16 protein-coding genes are annotated in these 18,225 nt (G+C 38.3%); 5 read left to right on the top strand and 11 right to left on the bottom strand.

Annotation, left to right across the window (positions count from 1 at the left end; genetic code table 11):
* Nucleotides 1-46: 46 nt before the first annotated feature.
* Entirely contained in the window at nt 47-679 is a 633-nt protein-coding gene (locus F984_RS05255) for a TetR/AcrR family transcriptional regulator (protein ID WP_004707639.1), read from the bottom strand.
* A 120-nt stretch (nt 680-799) separates the two neighbouring features.
* On the opposite strand from F984_RS05255, the gene F984_RS05250 reads away from it, so the two are divergent.
* On the top strand, nt 800-1,264 hold the full coding sequence (locus F984_RS05250) for a hotdog fold domain-containing protein (RefSeq protein ID WP_004707636.1): 465 nt from the start codon (nt 800-802) through the stop codon (nt 1,262-1,264).
* Between the two features lie 32 nt (nt 1,265-1,296).
* Here F984_RS05250 and F984_RS05245 read toward each other — a convergent pair whose 3' ends face one another.
* Nucleotides 1,297-2,391, bottom strand: a complete 1,095-nt coding sequence (locus F984_RS05245) for a fatty acid desaturase family protein (RefSeq protein WP_002052591.1) — start codon at nt 2,389-2,391, stop codon at nt 1,297-1,299.
* 12 nt (nt 2,392-2,403) lie between these two features.
* The gene (locus F984_RS05240) at nt 2,404-3,474 is read right to left on the bottom strand and encodes a ferredoxin reductase (RefSeq protein WP_004707633.1); all 1,071 of its coding nucleotides are present in this window, start codon (nt 3,472-3,474) and stop codon (nt 2,404-2,406) included.
* Nucleotides 3,475-3,614: 140 nt separating this feature from the next.
* On the opposite strand from F984_RS05240, the gene fabR reads away from it, so the two are divergent.
* Both fabR and F984_RS05230 read left to right on the top strand, forming a co-directional pair.
* Nucleotides 3,615-4,310, top strand: a complete 696-nt coding sequence (gene fabR, locus F984_RS05235; RefSeq protein WP_004707630.1) for an HTH-type transcriptional repressor FabR — start codon at nt 3,615-3,617, stop codon at nt 4,308-4,310.
* A 168-nt stretch (nt 4,311-4,478) separates the two neighbouring features.
* Nucleotides 4,479-5,495 (top strand): AI-2E family transporter, encoded by a 1,017-nt coding sequence (locus F984_RS05230; protein ID WP_002052593.1) that lies wholly within the window; start codon nt 4,479-4,481, stop codon nt 5,493-5,495.
* Nucleotides 5,496-5,550: 55 nt separating this feature from the next.
* On the opposite strand, the gene rapA is transcribed toward F984_RS05230, so the two are convergent.
* The 6 genes from rapA to F984_RS05200 all read right to left on the bottom strand — a co-directional run bounded on the left by rapA (nt 5,551) and on the right by F984_RS05200 (nt 12,520).
* Complete coding sequence (gene rapA, locus F984_RS05225) at nt 5,551-8,388, bottom strand: RNA polymerase-associated protein RapA (RefSeq protein ID WP_002052446.1); 2,838 nt, start codon at nt 8,386-8,388, stop codon at nt 5,551-5,553.
* A gap of 144 nt (nt 8,389-8,532) precedes the next feature.
* Complete coding sequence (locus F984_RS05220) at nt 8,533-9,171, bottom strand: RluA family pseudouridine synthase (protein WP_004700090.1); 639 nt, start codon at nt 9,169-9,171, stop codon at nt 8,533-8,535.
* A 132-nt stretch (nt 9,172-9,303) separates the two neighbouring features.
* Nucleotides 9,304-10,008, bottom strand: coding sequence for a hypothetical protein (locus tag F984_RS05215; RefSeq protein ID WP_004707628.1), 705 nt, complete (start codon nt 10,006-10,008; stop codon nt 9,304-9,306).
* A gap of 62 nt (nt 10,009-10,070) precedes the next feature.
* Nucleotides 10,071-11,369 (bottom strand): glutamate-1-semialdehyde 2,1-aminomutase, encoded by a 1,299-nt coding sequence (gene hemL / locus F984_RS05210; protein WP_002052888.1) that lies wholly within the window; start codon nt 11,367-11,369, stop codon nt 10,071-10,073.
* A 41-nt stretch (nt 11,370-11,410) separates the two neighbouring features.
* Nucleotides 11,411-12,022: a thiamine phosphate synthase gene (thiE, locus tag F984_RS05205; RefSeq protein ID WP_004707626.1), complete on the bottom strand. Its 612-nt coding sequence runs from the start codon at nt 12,020-12,022 to the stop codon at nt 11,411-11,413.
* A 114-nt stretch (nt 12,023-12,136) separates the two neighbouring features.
* Entirely contained in the window at nt 12,137-12,520 is a 384-nt protein-coding gene (locus tag F984_RS05200; RefSeq protein ID WP_080631527.1) for an Mpo1-like protein, read from the bottom strand.
* Between the two features lie 165 nt (nt 12,521-12,685).
* Between F984_RS05200 and F984_RS05195 the strand changes: the two genes are divergently transcribed.
* Entirely contained in the window at nt 12,686-14,149 is a 1,464-nt protein-coding gene (locus tag F984_RS05195; protein WP_002052436.1) for a CYTH and CHAD domain-containing protein, read from the top strand.
* Between the two features lie 35 nt (nt 14,150-14,184).
* On the opposite strand, the gene F984_RS05190 is transcribed toward F984_RS05195, so the two are convergent.
* A complete protein-coding gene (locus tag F984_RS05190; protein ID WP_002052752.1) occupies nt 14,185-14,817 on the bottom strand; it encodes a hypothetical protein in 633 nt (210 codons plus the stop codon).
* 103 nt (nt 14,818-14,920) lie between these two features.
* Here F984_RS05190 and F984_RS05185 point away from each other — a divergent pair, with 103 nt between their 5' ends.
* Entirely contained in the window at nt 14,921-15,310 is a 390-nt protein-coding gene (locus tag F984_RS05185; RefSeq protein WP_002052603.1) for a DUF3144 domain-containing protein, read from the top strand.
* A gap of 59 nt (nt 15,311-15,369) precedes the next feature.
* Here the strand turns inward: F984_RS05185 and F984_RS05180 are convergent, their stop codons facing one another.
* A complete protein-coding gene (locus tag F984_RS05180; protein ID WP_004707620.1) occupies nt 15,370-18,132 on the bottom strand; it encodes a M16 family metallopeptidase in 2,763 nt (920 codons plus the stop codon).
* Nucleotides 18,133-18,225 lie beyond the last annotated feature (93 nt).

Raw genomic sequence — 18,225 nt, 5'->3', positions numbered from 1 at the left:
CAAACTAAAAAACCGCATTCTTAATGCGGTTTTTTTATACTCCACATTATCGTTCTAAACATAATTCTTGCAATGAACTCCATGCTGCTTTGGCTAACAAGTCTTTATAGATTTTAGGGTCAGACTTTACTCGTTGTGATAACCACGCACGACAATAACTTTCTGTAGAACCAATGACCAGTGACAGCAAAAGTTCATGTGGAATCATATGTAATGCTTTAAATTCTTCAAAATCTGTAATTAAACTGAATATCTTTTTGTTTCTACTTTTATTTTTTTGAGCAAGTTGTTGCTGTTCTTCTCCTTGCATAATATTGAAATGAGCAGTAATTAAGAATTTTGCAAATTCGGGTTGTTCACTTACCCAGTCTACATAACTATGAATTAAACCAAATACCACCTCTTGTAATGTTTTGGCCCGTTTTAAATATTCATCTCTTAGTGCTGTCTGGTCATCTAAAGCTGAAAAAAATAAAGCCGCGACGATTCCCTCTTTATTTTTAAAATGGTGATAAACCGCTCCAACACTCGTTTCTGATTTAGCACGAATCATTTCAATGCTGGTCGCTTCAATGCCATGCTCTAAAAAACAATCTAAAGCATCTAACAATATTTGTCGTTTTAACGCAGCCCTTCTTCCGGGATACAAACGTTCTAATAAATTTTGAGCAGACACCATTTTGTATTCTCTGACCAGTCATCGGAGTTATTTTGAATGACTTGACGCATATTTGTAAACAGAACTATATTCTTCAACAGAATAATATTCTGTATTTTTTAAATTAAAGGAAAATTAATTATGGCAACAACATTAGAACTCTGGAATAAAGTCAGTGCTTTTCCTAAAGGAAAGTGGACTTTCTCTCGCATACTGTGCCTAAAAGCACCCTATTTCGGCAGTATTTCACCTCTTTTTATTGAGCTAAAGCCAAATTATTGTGAAATTTCCATCAAAAAGAAGCGTTCTGTGCTTAACCATATTGGAACAGTACATGCAATTGCCATGTGTAATATGGCTGAACTGGCGGGTGGAACAATGACAGAAGTTACTGTCCCTTCTACTCATCGCTGGATTCCAAAAGGCATGACTGTTGAATATTTAAAAAAGGCAGAAACAGACCTTATTGCTGTAGCCGCGCCTGTACACGCGAATTATGACTGGGAAAAGGCTGGAGAATATTTAGTTAATGTAGATGTTTACGACACTCACAAAGACAAGGTATTCCATGCCACTATTACGATGTGGATTTCTAAAAAGAAATAAAAAAAGCCCTGAACTCTCAGGGCTTTTTCATATTATTTTTTAAATGGGAAAGCATATTTTGCAATACGCCCGACCACTTGACCGAACTGTTTAACAAAGCTGGCATTGTTATAGTTCAAACCATATTTTTTACAAACTGCTTCAACTTTTGGAGCCATTTGACGATAACGACGAGCAGGAATATCTGGGAATAAGTGATGTTCGATTTGATGACTTAAGTGACCAGACAAAATATGAAATGCCTCAGAACCTGTTAAGTTAGAAGAACCACGAATTTGGCGCATATACCAGTGTCCACGGCTTTCTTCTTGTAAAACAGATTTTGGAAATACTTCTGCATCTTTTGTGAAGTGACCACAGAAAATAATACTGAATGTCCAGATATTACGAAGACCATTAGCGACTAAGTTACCCGTAAATACTGGTAAAGCTGCTGGCCCTGCAATGAGAGGGAAGAAAACATAGTCTTTAAAAAGTTGCTTACCAATTTTTTTATTCACTGGTTTTAACTCTTCTAAAAATTGTGCCTTGGTCTTACGTTTATAAAGCACACGCCCAATTTCAAGATTCTGAATTGCTACGCCCCACTGGAACAATAAGCAAAATGGAATACTATAAATCGGTTGCAGTAAAAACCCTGGTTTCCAACGTTGCTCAGGGAATAAACGGAGTAAGCCATAACCAATATCATCATCAATACCTTTAATATTGGTATAAGTATGATGTTTATAGTTATGAGTTTGGCGCCAGTTATCAGATGTACCTACCGTGTCCCACTCATAAGTTTGGCCATTAAATTTTGGATCATTCATCCAGTCATATTGACCATGCATAACATTATGACCAAGCTCCATGTTCTCCATAATTTTAGAGAAACCTAATAGACCTGTACCCAAAATCCATGCTGGTGGGAACCAACCTGCAAATAAGCATGCTCGTCCTAAAAGACTGCTATAGCGAACGGCAGCATAAACACGACGGATATATTTTGCATCTTTTTCACCCAAATCATCCAATACTTCTTGTTTGATCTGGTCAAGCTCTTTTGCAAATGCTTCAAGTTCTGCTGGAGTCAAATCGCGATTTTTAGGATTTTTAAAATATTCGACTTTCACTGGCATATTCATAAGAGGTCTCTCTTAAAGATCAATAACTAGATCGGATTGTGCTGAGTTCACACAAATTTTAAGTAACTGGCTTGGTTCTGTATTTTGACTACCGTTTAGTAGGTTACGTGTAGAACCTTGCGTTTTATTACAAACACATTTATTACAAATTCCCATACGGCAACCGTGTGTTGGCTTAACACCTTCATGCTCAAGGCTCACCAAAATCGATTGTCCCTTAGGAATTGCAATCACTTTATTAGACTGAGTTAATGTGACATTCACATAACCGACATCATCTGCAGAACTTGCATTGCTTAAACTAAACGCTTCAGTAAGCACGGCTGGTGCTTTTTCAAAAAGCTCTTCGACAGTTGAAACAAAGCCAGATGGACCACATGCGTAGACCGTGCTTTTTTCAATATCATCAACCAAAGCAAGATGTTCAGCATTTAAGCGCTCATCATTTGGTGTTTCTTGTGTGTAAAACACCTGATAGCTGAAATTTGGGTTTTGTTCAGCCACTTGCTCGAAATACTCTGTAAAAGCAGCATCAGAACGCTGTTTTACCCAATATAAAAGCTGAACCTGCACTTTTTCTAATTGCTGGCTTTGCTTAATTGCTGTGATTAAGCTCAACATTGGTGTAATACCACTACCAGCAGCTAACATAATTAATTTTGGTGTCTGGATATTTTGTTGCATATCACCATAAGGTTGACCAAGCTCAAAAATATCACCAATCTTACTTTCAGCAATGAACCAATTACTAACAACACCATCAGCAACTTTTTTAACGGTTAAACGTAAGTGCTCTGCATCGATTTGTGTCAAGCTATAAGTACGTTCATAACGGCGGCCCGCAATTTCAACAATCACTGGATGATGCTGACCTGCTGCTCCCATTTTGACCAAACGGTTGCATTTTAAAGTAAGGCTCACAGTGTCATGAGCTACGAATTCTTTTTTTACAATTTGAACGAGTCCGTGCTGTACAGACCATAAGGGATTTATTTTTTGTAGCCAGAAACTCGCCATATCTTTATCAAATACGGCTTGTGTTAATGAATTGAATAGAGAATTTCTCTTTTCGATTGCTTGCATAACTGAGGGCTCTGTCGCTCTTTTTTAATTATTATACACATGTATATATATTTGTATATACACCCGTACTTTTAATTACAATTTCACAAGTTCCTTGTCTAACGCTATAATCCAGAGAGTTTAAGAATATATTGAAAAGCATGACCCAAACCTCACTTTCTCAGAGCCAAAATGACACAAGCTCTTCACAAGATGTCATTGAAATAAAAACAGTAACGCGTTCTGTTGGAAGAAAAGCGACGATTACTAAAGAGGAACTTTTTCAGGCTGCACTTAACCTGATTGGTCCACAAAAAAGTATCGCCTCACTCAGCTTACGTGAAGTTGCGAGAGAAGCTGGTATCGCACCAAACAGCTTTTATCGCCACTTTAAAGATATTGATGAATTAGCCATTTCACTCATTGACCGTGCAGGTATCGTTTTACGTAAGATTATTCGTCAAGCTCGTCTACGGGCATCTTTTCAAGACAGTATTATTCGTAGTTCTGTAGAGATTTTTCTTCAGCAGCTTGATGCAGATGAAGGTAATTTAAGTTTATTGTTACGCGAAGGTTTTACAGGTTCTGCATCTTATAAAGCTGCTGTAGACCGCCAGCTCAACTTCTTCCAGCAAGAACTACAAGAAGATTTAATCCGTCTAGAGCGATTAAACAACAACCATCTATACCATCCAGAACTCGTTGCAAAAGCAATTACGCAACTTGTATTTCATATGGGTGCTAAGGTGATTGATCTTCCGGTTCATCAACGTGCAGAAGTCGCAGAACAAACCATGATTATGATAAGAATGATTTTAGAAGGTGCCCGTCATCTAGACGAAGCAAAAATACGATAAATTCAACATAAAATGGTTTGTGATTTTACAAGCCATTTTTTATACAGATATACCAGTTTCTTGATAAAAATATAATTCGTAGATTGAAGCAACCAACATGCAAGAGTATAAGTAATTATTATTCTAGCAATACATACCCATATTTCCCCACGATATTTAGGGATTCACATGCAAAGTTTGAGTAATCGTCAAAGCCTGATTGCAAGTTATATTCTGATGGGCATTTTTTTGCTTTCGGTTATCCCCTTGCATCTCTTAGCAAGCTTTTTTGCTGGCTTTCTCATTTATGAAATTATTATTAGTTTAAGCTCTATTGTTGAACGTTATATTGATGGTCAAAGAGCCCGCATTTTTATTAGTATTTTACTCAGTATTATCACGGTTTCACTCATCGCCTTTTTCATTACAAGTTTAATTAGCTTTGTGGTTTATGACTTAAAAGGTGTAGGTATCCATAATATCAACAATAAAGTCGATCAAACGCTATTACACTTACAAACCGAAATTGGCAAATATCTTCCCGGTTATATTCCAGACAGCGTTACAGAACTAAAAGATGAAATTTTTGCGTTTATGAAAGATAACGTGACGACATTAAAAAATGCCAGTTCCGATATCTTACATAACTTCGTAACGATGATTATGGGCCTTATTATTGGTATTTTGGTAGCTATTCATGGCTTTCACCGTCGAACACCACAGCCTATATTTAAGTCTTTACTCATTCAACGTATTCAAAAGTTATCAATTTCTTTTAGAAACGTCGTTTTTGCTCAAATTAAAATTTCAGCAATTAATACGCTGCTCTTTATATTATTTGCATTTGTAATATTGCCGATTTGGGGTGTTCACCTCCCTTTCGCCAAAACCTTAACCATTCTTACTTTTTTGTTTGGTCTCATTCCAATTTTAGGCAACTTAATTTCAAATACGCTCACTTTTATTGCTGCATTGACGGTTTCACTCGGTCTAGCAGGCGTTGCTCTGCTCTATCTCGTATTAGTACATAAGTTAGAATATTTTATTAATGCGAAAATTATTGGACATAAAATTAATGCCAATGCATGGGAAATTTTATTGGCAATGTTAATTTTTGAGTCAATTTTTGGTTTAGGTGGATTGATTGCAGCACCAATCTTTTATGCCTATTTAAAACTAGAATTAAAAGATGCCAGAATGATTTAGTTAAATTTTACTCAATAAAAAAGCGCCGTAACGGCGCTTTTTTATGATTTCCTACTTATGGTTTAACCACCACAAGTACTTGAATCGCTTCTGGAGTTACAGTTAAGCCATCGAGTAAACTCAAGCCTTCTTTTTGCAACTTCTGTAAGCGCTCAATTTCGTCTTGACGAATACTTGGGTTGAACTGTTTTAAATAAGTTAAGCGGTCAATCTCGTATTGCCATTTACTACCATAATGCTCTTTTGCCTGCTGTTGTAACTGTGGCAAGCCTACTTTAGCAATATCAAGCGCTTGTCTATAACGCTCTTCAATTACTTCACGGCGAGCTTTAACCACTTGGCGGCAGCTATTGCCATCTAAATGGTGCAAATATGGTTTTAAAATGGTTGGATCGATCTTTTCAGACAAGTCCTGACCATTTTCACTTAACAACACGCGAATGAGCTGTTTTGGCAAGCTTGATGGCAAGTTCAAAGATTTTGGTGCAACTACATCAACTTTAAACCAAACTTCAAGTAATACAGAACCTTGCTTTAATGCATTTGACTTAAGAACAGCAACATTAGTACTACCAAATGATTGTGTACGGATCATTTCCATTACACTTTCAATGAACGGATGCTCTAAAGTCAGGTATTGAGCGTCTTCACGCATTTGTGCTTGATCACGGTAGAAGGTAGCTGTCATACCTTCTTCGTCTAGTGCCAAACCTTGTACTTGCATTTGGTCTGTTGGACGAATAATAACCGTACCGTTACTTTGCTCATCAAAATCGATATTGGTTGAAGACATAAAACGCTTCACAAACATAGGTAATGTTGTGTTGTCATCGTAGTCTTCTAAGGCTTGAACAATTTCTTGTGCAACGATAGGACGACATGAGTTGTATTCAAGCAAGCGATCTCGACCAGCTTGTAACTCTGTTTCTAAAGCTTGACGTTGAACATTGACTTCTTCGAGTAAGTCTTCGAATGTTTGGCCTTGATCTGAAAGTAAGCAGTCTTTTAATTCAACAATAAAGTTTTCTTGCAGCGTTTGAGCTGTCGGAGAAATATTGCTAAAAATATTTAATGCTTCATTGTACCAACGGAACATACGCTCTTGAGCGGTGCCCATTAAGTAAGGTACATGAATTTGAATACGGTTTTCTTGACCAATACGGTCTAAACGACCAATACGTTGTTCTAAAACATCTGGGTTTGCAGGCAAATCAAATAAAATGAGATCACTCGCAAACTGGAAGTTACGACCTTCTGAACCAATTTCTGAACACAGTAAAATTTGAGCACCATAGCTTTCTTCTGCAAAGTAAGCAGCCGCTTGGTCACGCTCAAGTAAACTCATGCCTTCATGGAACATTGCAGTACGAATACCTGCATGCAAACGAAGTGCGCTTTCTAAAGATTCAACTACAGGGCCACTACGTGCAATTAAAAGAACTTTTTTATGTTTAAGTTCTTTACGTAGAATTTCCATTAACCATGGCACACGTGGGTCATTTTGCATCCATGATCCATCAATTTGTGCTTCTTCTGGCCACATTTGCTCACGTAGTTTACCGTCTTTTGACCAATCTTCTGGCGCTGGCAAAGGTGCTGGTTGGCAATCACGGCCTGGGAAACCTTGAATCGCTTCACGCGTATTACGGAATAAAATACGCCCTGTACCATGACGGTCTAACAACTCATGAATCGCTCTGAAACGTTGTTCAGGCTGATCTTCAATTGAATGACCCAATAAACCTTCTAAAGCAGTTAAATGCTCTTGAGTTAAAGGTTCATCTGACATCAATACTTCTGCAACTTGAGCAGTTTGCTGATATTGCGCTTCTTCATCTAAGAAACGCTCTAAACTACTAAAGCGCTGCGGATCTAACAAACGTAAGCGTGCAAAGTGACTTTCTACACCAAGCTGTTCAGGTGTTGCTGTAAGAAGTAATACACCAGCCGTATTTTCAGCAAGCTCTTCAACTAAGTCGTAACGATCATTACCGCCTTCTTCTTCGCTCCACATTAAATGATGCGCTTCATCGACAACGAGTAAATCGAAACCAGCTTCTAGTGCTTGCTCACGTAAATCGTCATGGTCCACCATCAAATCTACACTGGCAATAATACATTGCTCAGTTAAGAACGGGTTAAGCTCTGGATCATGTTCTTTAATAGACGCAGTACGGGTTAAATCGAACAGAGAAAATTGCAAGTTGAAACGGCGACGCATTTCAATCATCCACTGATATTGCAGCGAATCAGGGACTAAGATGAGGATACGTTCTGAACGACCAGTTTTAAGCTGTTGATGGATAATCAAACCAGCTTCAATTGTTTTACCTAAACCTACTTCATCGGCAAGTAAAACACGTGGTGCAAAACGTTTACCGACTTCATGTGCAATATAGAGTTGATGTGGGATTAAACCAACGCGTGCACCAACCAAGCCGCGTAATGGACTGGTTTGCATTTGCGCTTGCATTAGCATGGCTTCAATGCGTAAGTCATACCACTCTTTATAATCGATCTGGCTTGCCAGCAAACGATCTAAAGGTTTTGATAACTGAATTTGTGCACCGATACGAGTTTCATTGAGCGCTTTACGTTCTTGTTCGCCATTTTCTAAGGTACGAACTACGTTGTAACGCAAAACGCCATGGCGGTCTTCAACCGACTCAACAGTCCACTTTTGGCCTTCTTGATCTTGAACTTCATCGTTTGTGTTAAAGATGATACGAGATAATGGTGCGTTATTACGTGCATAGACACGCGTTTCATCACTCTTGGGGAATAAAATGCTGACAGATCTTTCATCTACATCAATAAGAACGCCTAAACCGAGCTCAGTCTCTGTATCTGATAGCCAACGTTGACCAATAGCATACTGCTGCAATTTTTCCACCTTTTTCTCAAGTTCGCACTACATATTGTACGATGCAAATTAGCTTATTTTTGCATCTTTTTATGTAGTCTTTAAAGCAAAATTTTGCAGCAGAAACCAATTAAATTATTTCGCTACAAAAATTACTCATTGAAAGTTTTTACATTAAAACGGTACAGGACAGTTAAACGTTAATGATTCCCCTGTGACAGGATGATTAAAGCTTAACTGTTTGGCATGCAAGCACAGACGAGGAACAAGTAATTGTTCCGGTGTTGCATACAATGTATCACCTACAATCGGATGTCCCAGATATTGCATGTGTACACGGAGTTGATGAGAACGTCCGGTAATCGGTGTTAATTTGACACGCGTAACCGGTTGTCCCTGAATCTGGAAATGTTCGATCGCCTGCCAATGTGTTAAAGCAGGTTTGTTATGAGAAGCATCGACAATATGTAAAGGTGGTCGACTCGGGTCATAGACGACAGGGATATCAACAGTTCCTTCGCCGTCTAGATGGCCTGCAACTAGCGCTTCATATATTTTCGAAGTTTGACGGTCTTGAAATTGGCGTGCAATCGCACTTTGTCCACGCTTAGATAACCCAAAAACCAAAATACCCGAGGTATCACGGTCAAGGCGGTGAATGAGCAAAGTTCGTGGTTCAATTGCCACCAGTCTTGTCAAAACGCTGTCATGTAAATCACCTTTCCCTGGCACACTCAAAATGTCCGAAGGTTTATGAATCACCATAAAATCATCATCACGATAGATCAGATGTTCACTTAGAAAATCACTCAAAGTTGTATTCCCAAGGTAAGATGAAAAACAAGCGGGCAATAATAAAAAGCTTACGTCCGAATTACAATGCCGTTCGGGTAAATTAACAACAGAATTTGCAAATATTATGATTCACTTTATGGCTAAAGCCGATTAGCGCTTCAATAACTGCATAATATGTTGCAAGGTGGGTGTTTGCATCAGCTCTTCAGCACTTAGACTCGCACCGTTCGCGCACCATAATTCCAACAGATAATTGACTCCAGCAGTTTCTAAACCGTAGTTTCTTAAATCTATTTCTGGATGAATTTCCATTGGATGCCGCCCAACCTGTTCAGCAACTGCCAATAAAATTCCTTTCTCGGATAACACTTGAGACGACGGTGCACTTAAAGACCATAAACGCATTAATGCCTGTGTGTTTATATGTTGAATGGAGTCAAAACTGATTTTTTCAATCCACTGTACATGCTGCTCTAAACTAGTCGCCAAGATTGCATCATTTACAACAGCTACATAATCTGTAATCGATAAAACAAGCTGCATGACTTGTTTGAACAGCGGTGATAAATTTCCCGCCATTATCACTTGTGCCTGAGGGTTTGATGACAACTGTTGCCCAAGCTGTAACATGGCCTGTTGAAGTTGAGATGACTGAATCATCATAACTGGAATTTCGAGTGCCTGTGCTCTTTTGCTTAGCATTTCTAAATGATCGGCTAATGGTTGGTTCATCCATTCAGGGGTATTTTCAAGTTCATTTAACCCAACCATGAGCAAAATGCTATGCGTAGATTCAATAGGCCAATTTGAAGTACTTGCGGCTAACTGGATTTTTCGAGGTAAGGGATAAAACATTGTTCTCTACAAATATAAAAATAGCTCAAATTAAAAGGCCCGTTTAAAACGGGCCTTTTTGCTTACTTCATTTCGGCGAAGGTTTCTTTTGCAGCCTGAATCGTATATTCAATATCTTCATCTGAATGAGCAGATGAAATAAAGCCTGCTTCAAATGCTGACGGCGCCAAGTTTACACCGCGCTTTAACATGCCATGGAAGAACTTTTTGAAAGCTTCAATATCACATGCCAACATAGAGTCAAAGCTTGTAATATCTTCTTGGTCGGTAAAGTAAAGACCAAACATTGCGCCCGCTTGCTGAGTTTTAAATGGAATACCTGCTTCATCTGCTGCTGCTTGTAAGCCTGCAAGTAACTTTTCAAGTTGAGCCGATAATTTGCTGTAAAAATCCGGTTGACGTAAATGTTTAAACATTTCAATACCAGCACGCATAGCAAGTGGGTTACCAGATAAAGTCCCCGCTTGGTATACACCACCTAAAGGTGCGATGCATTCCATGATTTCACGCTTACCGCCAAATGCACCTACAGGTAAGCCCGCACCAATAATTTTACCCAAAGTCGTTAAGTCAGGTTTAACGTTGTAAACTGACTGAGCACCGCCTAATGCAACGCGGAAACCAGTCATTACTTCATCAATAATGAATACAGATTTATATTCATCACACACATCACGAATCGCTTGTAAGAAACCATCAATTGGTTTCACCATATTCATGTTACCTGCGACAGGTTCAATAATGACACCCGCAATTTCATGACCAAATTTTGCAAAGCATTCTTTTAATGCTGCAATATCGTTATATGGCAGCGTTAAAGTGTGTTTAGCGAAGTCAGCTGGTACACCTTTCGATGTTGGTTCACCCTCACCTTTAGTTAATAAACCAGAACCTGCTTTTACTAATAAAGAGTCAGAGTGTCCGTGGTAACAACCTTCAAACTTCACAATCTTGTCACGGCCAGTATAACCACGTGCTAAACGAATAGCAGTCATAGTTGCTTCTGTACCTGAGTTGGTCATACGTACCAATTCAATAGATGGCATGATTTCACAAATGATATCTGCCAATGTAGTTTCGTGTACGGTTGGTGCACCAAAACTTAAACCATCTTCTGCTGCTGTTTGTACAGCTTTAATAATATCTGGATGAGCATGGCCCAAAATCATTGGTCCCCAAGAGCCAACATAATCTACATAGCGCTTGCCATCTACATCCCATAAATACGCACCTTTGGCTTTCTCGATGAAAACCGGTGTTCCTCCAACGCCATTAAAGGCACGTACCGGAGAGTTCACACCACCTGGAATGTGTTTGCTGGCTTGTTTAAATAACTGTTCTTGCTTTGGAGATAAACTCATGGAAATGCTCGTCTTAAATATCTAAAAATAATTTTGAAAGCTTAAGAAAATAATTGTGCCCACGCTTGTACACGGGCAGGAATTTCAGCAGTTGATCGACCTAATATATCACTAATGACTGCGCAGAGGTCAGCTCCAGCCTCAATCACGGGTTTTGAGTTTTCAACTGTTAAACCACCAATTGCACAAATAGGTAAATCATACTGAGCTGCTGCTTGCCTAATCACTTCTATACCTACATTACCTGCTTCCGGTTTAGTCGCAGTTGCATACACAGCGCCAAAGGCAACATAAGTTGCGCCATCAGCAATTGCTTTTTGGGCAAGTTCTAATGAGTTTAAGCAAGTACGGCCAATAATGACGCTTTCTGGTAACTGTGATTTTGCATCGGTAATTTCACCGTCACTTTGTCCTAAATGCACACCTAAACCAAACTTTGCAGCCAGTTTTAAATCATCATTAATGACAAAAGGAACCTGATATTTTTCACATAAACCTTTAATCTGTTCAACTTCAGCAGGCTGATCGGCTTTGTCTACTTTTTTACGGCGGTACTGTAAAATTGCGATTTGATGGGTTGCGAGTGCAGCGTCTAGTTTTTCTAATAATAATTCGATTGGGTCATCATTGGTAATGAGATATAAACCGCGCATACTCTACTCTCGCTTTTGAAAACTTCGCTAGTATAACGGATTTATAAGTCATCATAAGTACCGATTGATATAGGCTTACCAGTACCAATCGGTATATTTAAAAAAATAAATAAATTAACTTGGAATTTTATCATGCTTACGATCAATCAAACTTAATCGACCCGTTGCAACATCCGAAAGCATTCGCCAATCAGAAATAAAGCTATAAAGTGGCTGTTTAAAGCTGGCAGGCTTATTTTTTTCAAACACAAAATGTCCAACCCATGCATTTGCGTAACCCACTACCAAACCATAGAGCACATATTTAGCTTGTTTCTTACGAATCGCTTTTGAAAAAAAGTATAGACCAATGCTACTTCCCACCACATGTAAGCGTCTGCTCATAATGTTACGGTGTTCGGTTAAGTAAAAACGATAAAATTCCTGATAGTTTTTAATCGGTAACTCAAACTCTGGCTGAGTTTCATGGCTAAAGTTTACTGGTGCATTCACGATCATCTTCCTGATTTTTATTTGATCAAAACATCACCTGATTGTACACCTAAATAAAAGTGTAGCGTCATATGTTTGATTGTAACTTTCTCTATCAAAAACATTATTTTTAGCGCTAAGCTATTATACTTATTCAAGATAGTTTAAATACCTGATTCAGGGAGATCCATTATGGTTGAAGTTGAGCTTAAGTTTCAGTTACCTGAATCGAAGAAAAAAACTGTTCAGCAGTATTTAAAAAAGCATAAAGCGCAGCATATTCATTTACAGGCCAAGTATTACGATACACCAAATCGCCTACTCGCAAAAAATGGCATGGCTCTACGTTTACGTAAAGAAAATGATCTGTGGGTACAAACCTTTAAAGCCGCTGGCCAAAGTCATTTACATCGTGTCGAAGAAGAAGTTTTTTTAGGAAAATGCGATCAAGAACCTGACTTAAACCTTGAGTTATATAAAGACAATAAAGCCGTCACAGATTTGATTACTCAAGCTTTAGGCTCTGAAGTCGAAAAACTAAGCTTACAGTTTGAGACTGATGTACAACGTACCTATCATGTTTTTGAAGCAGATGACACGGCAATTGAAGTCTGTCTCGATGACGGCGTCGTAAAAACAGCAACAGCACAAAGCAAAATTTGCGAAGTTGAGTTCGAACTTAAACAAGGTGCAGTTAAAACACTTATTCAATTTGCTCAGCAATGGATTAATCGTTATGAACTTTGGCTCGATGTTAGAAGTAAAGCCGAGCGAGGTAATTTACTTGCATTGGGGCAAGCTGCTTCACCGGCTGTTCACGCAAAAAATCTGAACTTAGATAAAGACGTTTCAGCAGAACAGGCGCTCAAAAAAATTGTAGAAAACTGTTTGGGACAGTTCTTGCCGAATATGGCTGCAATTGCTGATGGTGTTGCCGACGCTGAACACATTCATCAAGCACGCGTGAGCTTACGCCGTTTACGCAGCGCACTTCACCATTTTGCAACATGGTCAGACGAGTTAAACCCTGTATGGGAAGAGCAAATTGCCGAACTGTTCCGTCAGCTTGGAGACACGCGAGACGAAGATGCCATTCGTACTGAAATTTTACCGATGATTGTGCAGCATGGTTCACCTGAACTTTTGCTACCTATTTCTGAGCAGCCATTAAAAGACCTAACCACACTGTTTAAATCTGCAGAAACCGTTAAGCTCGTGCTCGCATTACTGGCATTTGCTTATTCAGAAGAAGATAACCAAAACGCTAAAGGAAAATTGAAAAAACAGATAGAAAAAAGCTTAGACAAGTTACATCACCAAGTCATAAGTCATGCCGATCATTTCACAGAACTTGAAGTCACTGAACAGCACAAAATTCGTAAAAAAGCGAAGCAATTACGTTACTGTATCGAATTTATATCAAGCTTATATCCACGTAAAAATGTTCAGCAGTTTTTAAAAAAATTACAACCTGTGCAAAATACTTTAGGCCTTTATAACGACTTGTTTATTGCCGAAGATCTATTTAATAAAGCAACTGAACATGACCCGCATTTTTGGTTTGCATTAGGATGGATTAAGGCCAAACAGCCTTATTTACAAAATCAGTCTGCCGAAGCTTTGCAAAAATTTAAACAGGCAAAAATATTTTGGTAAGAATTTTAAAGTCGCGGCAAATATGTCGCGACTTTTTAGCGGTATTTACCAAATACTTTCCATACACCATTATCTGCTAATGGGTCGCTATAGCTATCACTACGCTGTTTTCTTGGCTTATCACGAGCGTCAACAAGTTTAAAGTGAGGCTCAACACCCAACACAATCCCATTGGTATAAAAACGTGAACGCGTATATTCACTTTGACCATGCTGGAATACATAAGTTCTTAAATCGATAAATTCACGGTGTGCAACTAAGGCTGCTGTGTCGTCACTCTGCAACCATTCTTGCATGGTAAATATCTGATCTGTTTCAAACTGCCCACATTTTTCAATAAGACTCGCCACACCACGGAAAGTTTTCGATTCTTTAGCACGTGTTTTATTAATCCGAATACGGTCCACATGAAAAAAGAATAAAGGTAAATTTAGATGGCTTGGTAAATGAATGGCATCTGGTAACTCATCTTCCATAAAAGGTTGAAAAAGCTCTTGTGCCCTTTCTATTAAATATTTCCATTGTTGATAATAGGCTAAGACTTCTTCTTGCAAACCATAATAAATTGGCAGCCCTTCGACATGCTCCAAATATTGGGGCGGAAAAACATGCTGACGTAATAAAGCAATGTCTGTTTTTAGACTTTGAACGGCAATTGCATCTTGCATATTATAACTCCCAATACTTAGGCTATTTACAGACTAAGGCAAAGGTTTTGTTTCCGCAAGGCTTTGCCTATAATAAGCAGCTCTATTTTTGCGGGAATAAGTCATGTCTCAAAAGATTAATGCAACAGATATTACTGAAGAAGAAGCGTTAAATGCTGTTTTCTTTGAGCGTGCGGATGAATTCATTAAACAAGCGAATGATTTTTGTCGCCCGCCTAAAGGCCAAAAACCTGATCCAGCTGAGCTTCGCGGTCAAGTGAGTGCTGCGATGTTATTTGCAACTGCCCGTTTTAATACATGGGTCGCTGCCAATAATTTTAAAGATGGCAATGAAATGCGTGATGCAAAAGAGCAAGTGATGTCTTATCTGCTTCAACAATTTCAAATGATGCTTGAAGATAACTTTGATGAGTACTGTGAACAGTTCGAAAACTATTTACGTTTCCGTAAGAATGAAGATTTTCATACTCACAAGCATGACCATGATCATTAATAAATTTTAAATACCCAAATAAAAAGCCACTTCATGTGGCTTTTTATTTGGCAAGTCATTTATTGCTTTTGCGGTTGACCATATTGGTCAGCCATCACTTCAACGAGATTGGAAAGTTTAATATATTTTTTAATGACTGCATTCACATCAGCAACAGTTAGCTTTGTTAAATCTTGATCATGCTTAACACGATCCAGTAATGTTTTACCTGACTCAAGCTCAATATTTAACATACCGTGAATATTACGCTCATCCTCTAATGCAGTAACACGTTTTTTCATGAGATCTGCTTTAGCTGCTGCAAGCTCTTGCTCGGTAATACCATTGGTTAATAAGTCATTTAATACCTTATGAACTGAAGCAGAAACTTGTGCCGAACGCCCCGCCGTATAGTTTGCACTAATACTTAATGCACCCACATTGGTGTCCTGATCAAGTTGCAGTCCTGTTCCAAAACCATAAACTAATGCATTTTTTTCACGAAGCTCTTGAGCCAAACGCGAAGAAATTTGAGAATCACCTAAAATATAATTCATTAAAATTAAGGCAGATGCATCTGGATGATTTTTTCCAACCGGTATCGCAAGTACGCTTTGATAACTACCAAACTCACGTTGTTCAGATAAAGCATGTACTTGCTGAGCAGGAAAATCGACGTGTTGAATTAAGATTTTTTCATATGGTTGTTTACTGTTCCAACTACCAAACTCCTGATTTAATAGTTTTTTCATTTTCTTAGCATCAAATGCGCCGGTAATTGCAATTTGGGCATGGTTCATTGCAAAGAAATGCTGATATAACTCTTTGACTTGTTCTTGGGTCACATCCTTTAATTGTTTTTTAGCTAACTCAGGTTCAAAGTGGTAGCGTAAATCACCTGGCTGATATTCTTCAACTAAACGTGACAAAGTTAAACCTGCAACTACATCAGGTTCTGTATAAGGACGATCAAGACTAGATAAGCTTTGAGATTTAATTAAATCGAATTGAGATTGTTCAAATTTAGGGTTTTTCATAACCTCTAGAACAAACTTGAAGAATTCATCAAACTTTTCAGTTTTAGATTGAATATTAATGGTCATGCCATTGCCGTCAGCACTCGCATAAGCCGCGCCACCAGCATCAATCGATTTATCGGCAATATCTTGCAGGCTATATTTATCAGAACCGCGAAGTAATAAATACGAAGTTAAATCAACTACCGTGCCTTTATTAAATAAAGATTTTTCTGTACCGAAATCCATAGTAATGGTGGCATAGGTACGATCATCACGGGTTTCCACAGGGAACAAAGCATACTTCATTCCATTTTTAAGTTTTCCACGAATAATCTTTTTCTCATTACTCTCAGCATATTGCTTAGAAGTTTTTAAAAACTCGTTAACTTCTTCTTGATAAACTTTCGGGTCTTTTAAAGGTTCTGGTTTAACATCTGTCTGATCTAAAGTTTTAGGTTTATCTTTTGGGTCGAGTTGTAATGCTTTCTTTTGATCTTCAGGTGTTGGCAAAATATCGCCATCAATACGATGCCCAGCAATAAGGAACTGTTTTAAGGTTTGATTTACGTCATTGAGCTTCACTTTCTCAACTGCATCTAAATCTTTGAAATATTGATCCCACTGCCCACCAGCTACGCTGTAATCACTTAAACGAGATCCCAAAGCAACGGCGTCTTTATTGACTAACTCGCTTTGTGTTTTCATTAAACTTTTTACACGTTTTAGCTCAGTCTCTGTAAAAGGTTTACCTTTTTCAATTCCAGAGAGCAAAGCGCTTTCTACTTTGTTGGGGTCGTTTTTAGGTGAGTAGACCGCCCCTAAAAATACAACATTAAAATCTTGGTCTAACCAAGTTGATGCCTGAACGTCTGTGCTAATGCCTGTTTCAACCATATTCTGGTACAAATGACCGCTTGGCTGCATGGTATATAACATAGGCGCTAAAGCCAGTGTCGGCTGAATTTTGACGTTTTTCCCATTCATATAAATATGAAATTTGGCTAAATCACTGCCCTTTTTCACCACAAATTCACGATTCTTTATTTTTGTAGAATCTAACACAGGCACCTGAACGCGCTTAGGCACAGCTCGCGCAGGAATTGGACTAAAATATTGGTCTATCGTTTTTAAAACATCAGTTTTATCAAACTTGCCTGAAATCACCATGATCGCATTATTAGGTGCGTACCAACTACGGTAGAACTGGTTCAATTCCGGCATTTTAATTGACTTAAGCTCGGGCAAATCACCAATCGGTAATCGTCCTAAATACTGGTTTCCATAAGCCGATTTCCACATTTGATCCATTAAAACAGCAAAAGGCTGATCCATACGGACTTCACGTTCACGCTTTACGATTTCAATTTCAGAAGGAACAAATTTTTCTTGTAAAACCAATTTGTCCATACGCTCAGATTCAAGATACAGTACTTGATCAAGTGCAGTTTTTTCTGGACGGACAATATTCGTGTATTTAGTTGAATAGTAATCCGTGCTCGCGTTCGTCATTAATGTATATTGATCTAAACGGCGTTGGAATTCTTCACCTTTTACATTTTGCGTGCCTTTAAAGGCCAAATGCTCAAGTAAATGTGCTAAGCCACCTTTACCTTGCGGATCATTTAAAGAACCTGTTAAATAAATGGTATTAATAAAGATTTTATTTTCTTTGTCATTCGGGGCAAGTACGACCCGAAAACCATTATCTAATTTATATTCCTCAATATTTTGCTTACTTTTTACTAATGTTGTTTGTGCAAAAGACGCAGCACTTAAACCAAGAATACATAGGGAGAGAGTCAGTTGTTTAAACTGCATAAACATATAAATACCAATTAATTTGAATAATAAAAAATCAATAGTTGTGGGACTATAGTAGGAAATTTAAGCTGACATTAATAGTAAAGAATTGAAAAA

This window comes from Acinetobacter nosocomialis NIPH 2119, assembly GCF_000368085.1.
GTDB lineage: Bacteria > Pseudomonadota > Gammaproteobacteria > Pseudomonadales > Moraxellaceae > Acinetobacter > Acinetobacter nosocomialis.
Note: the sequence above shows the minus strand (reverse complement) of the source record. Positions and strands in the feature narration are given on the sequence as shown.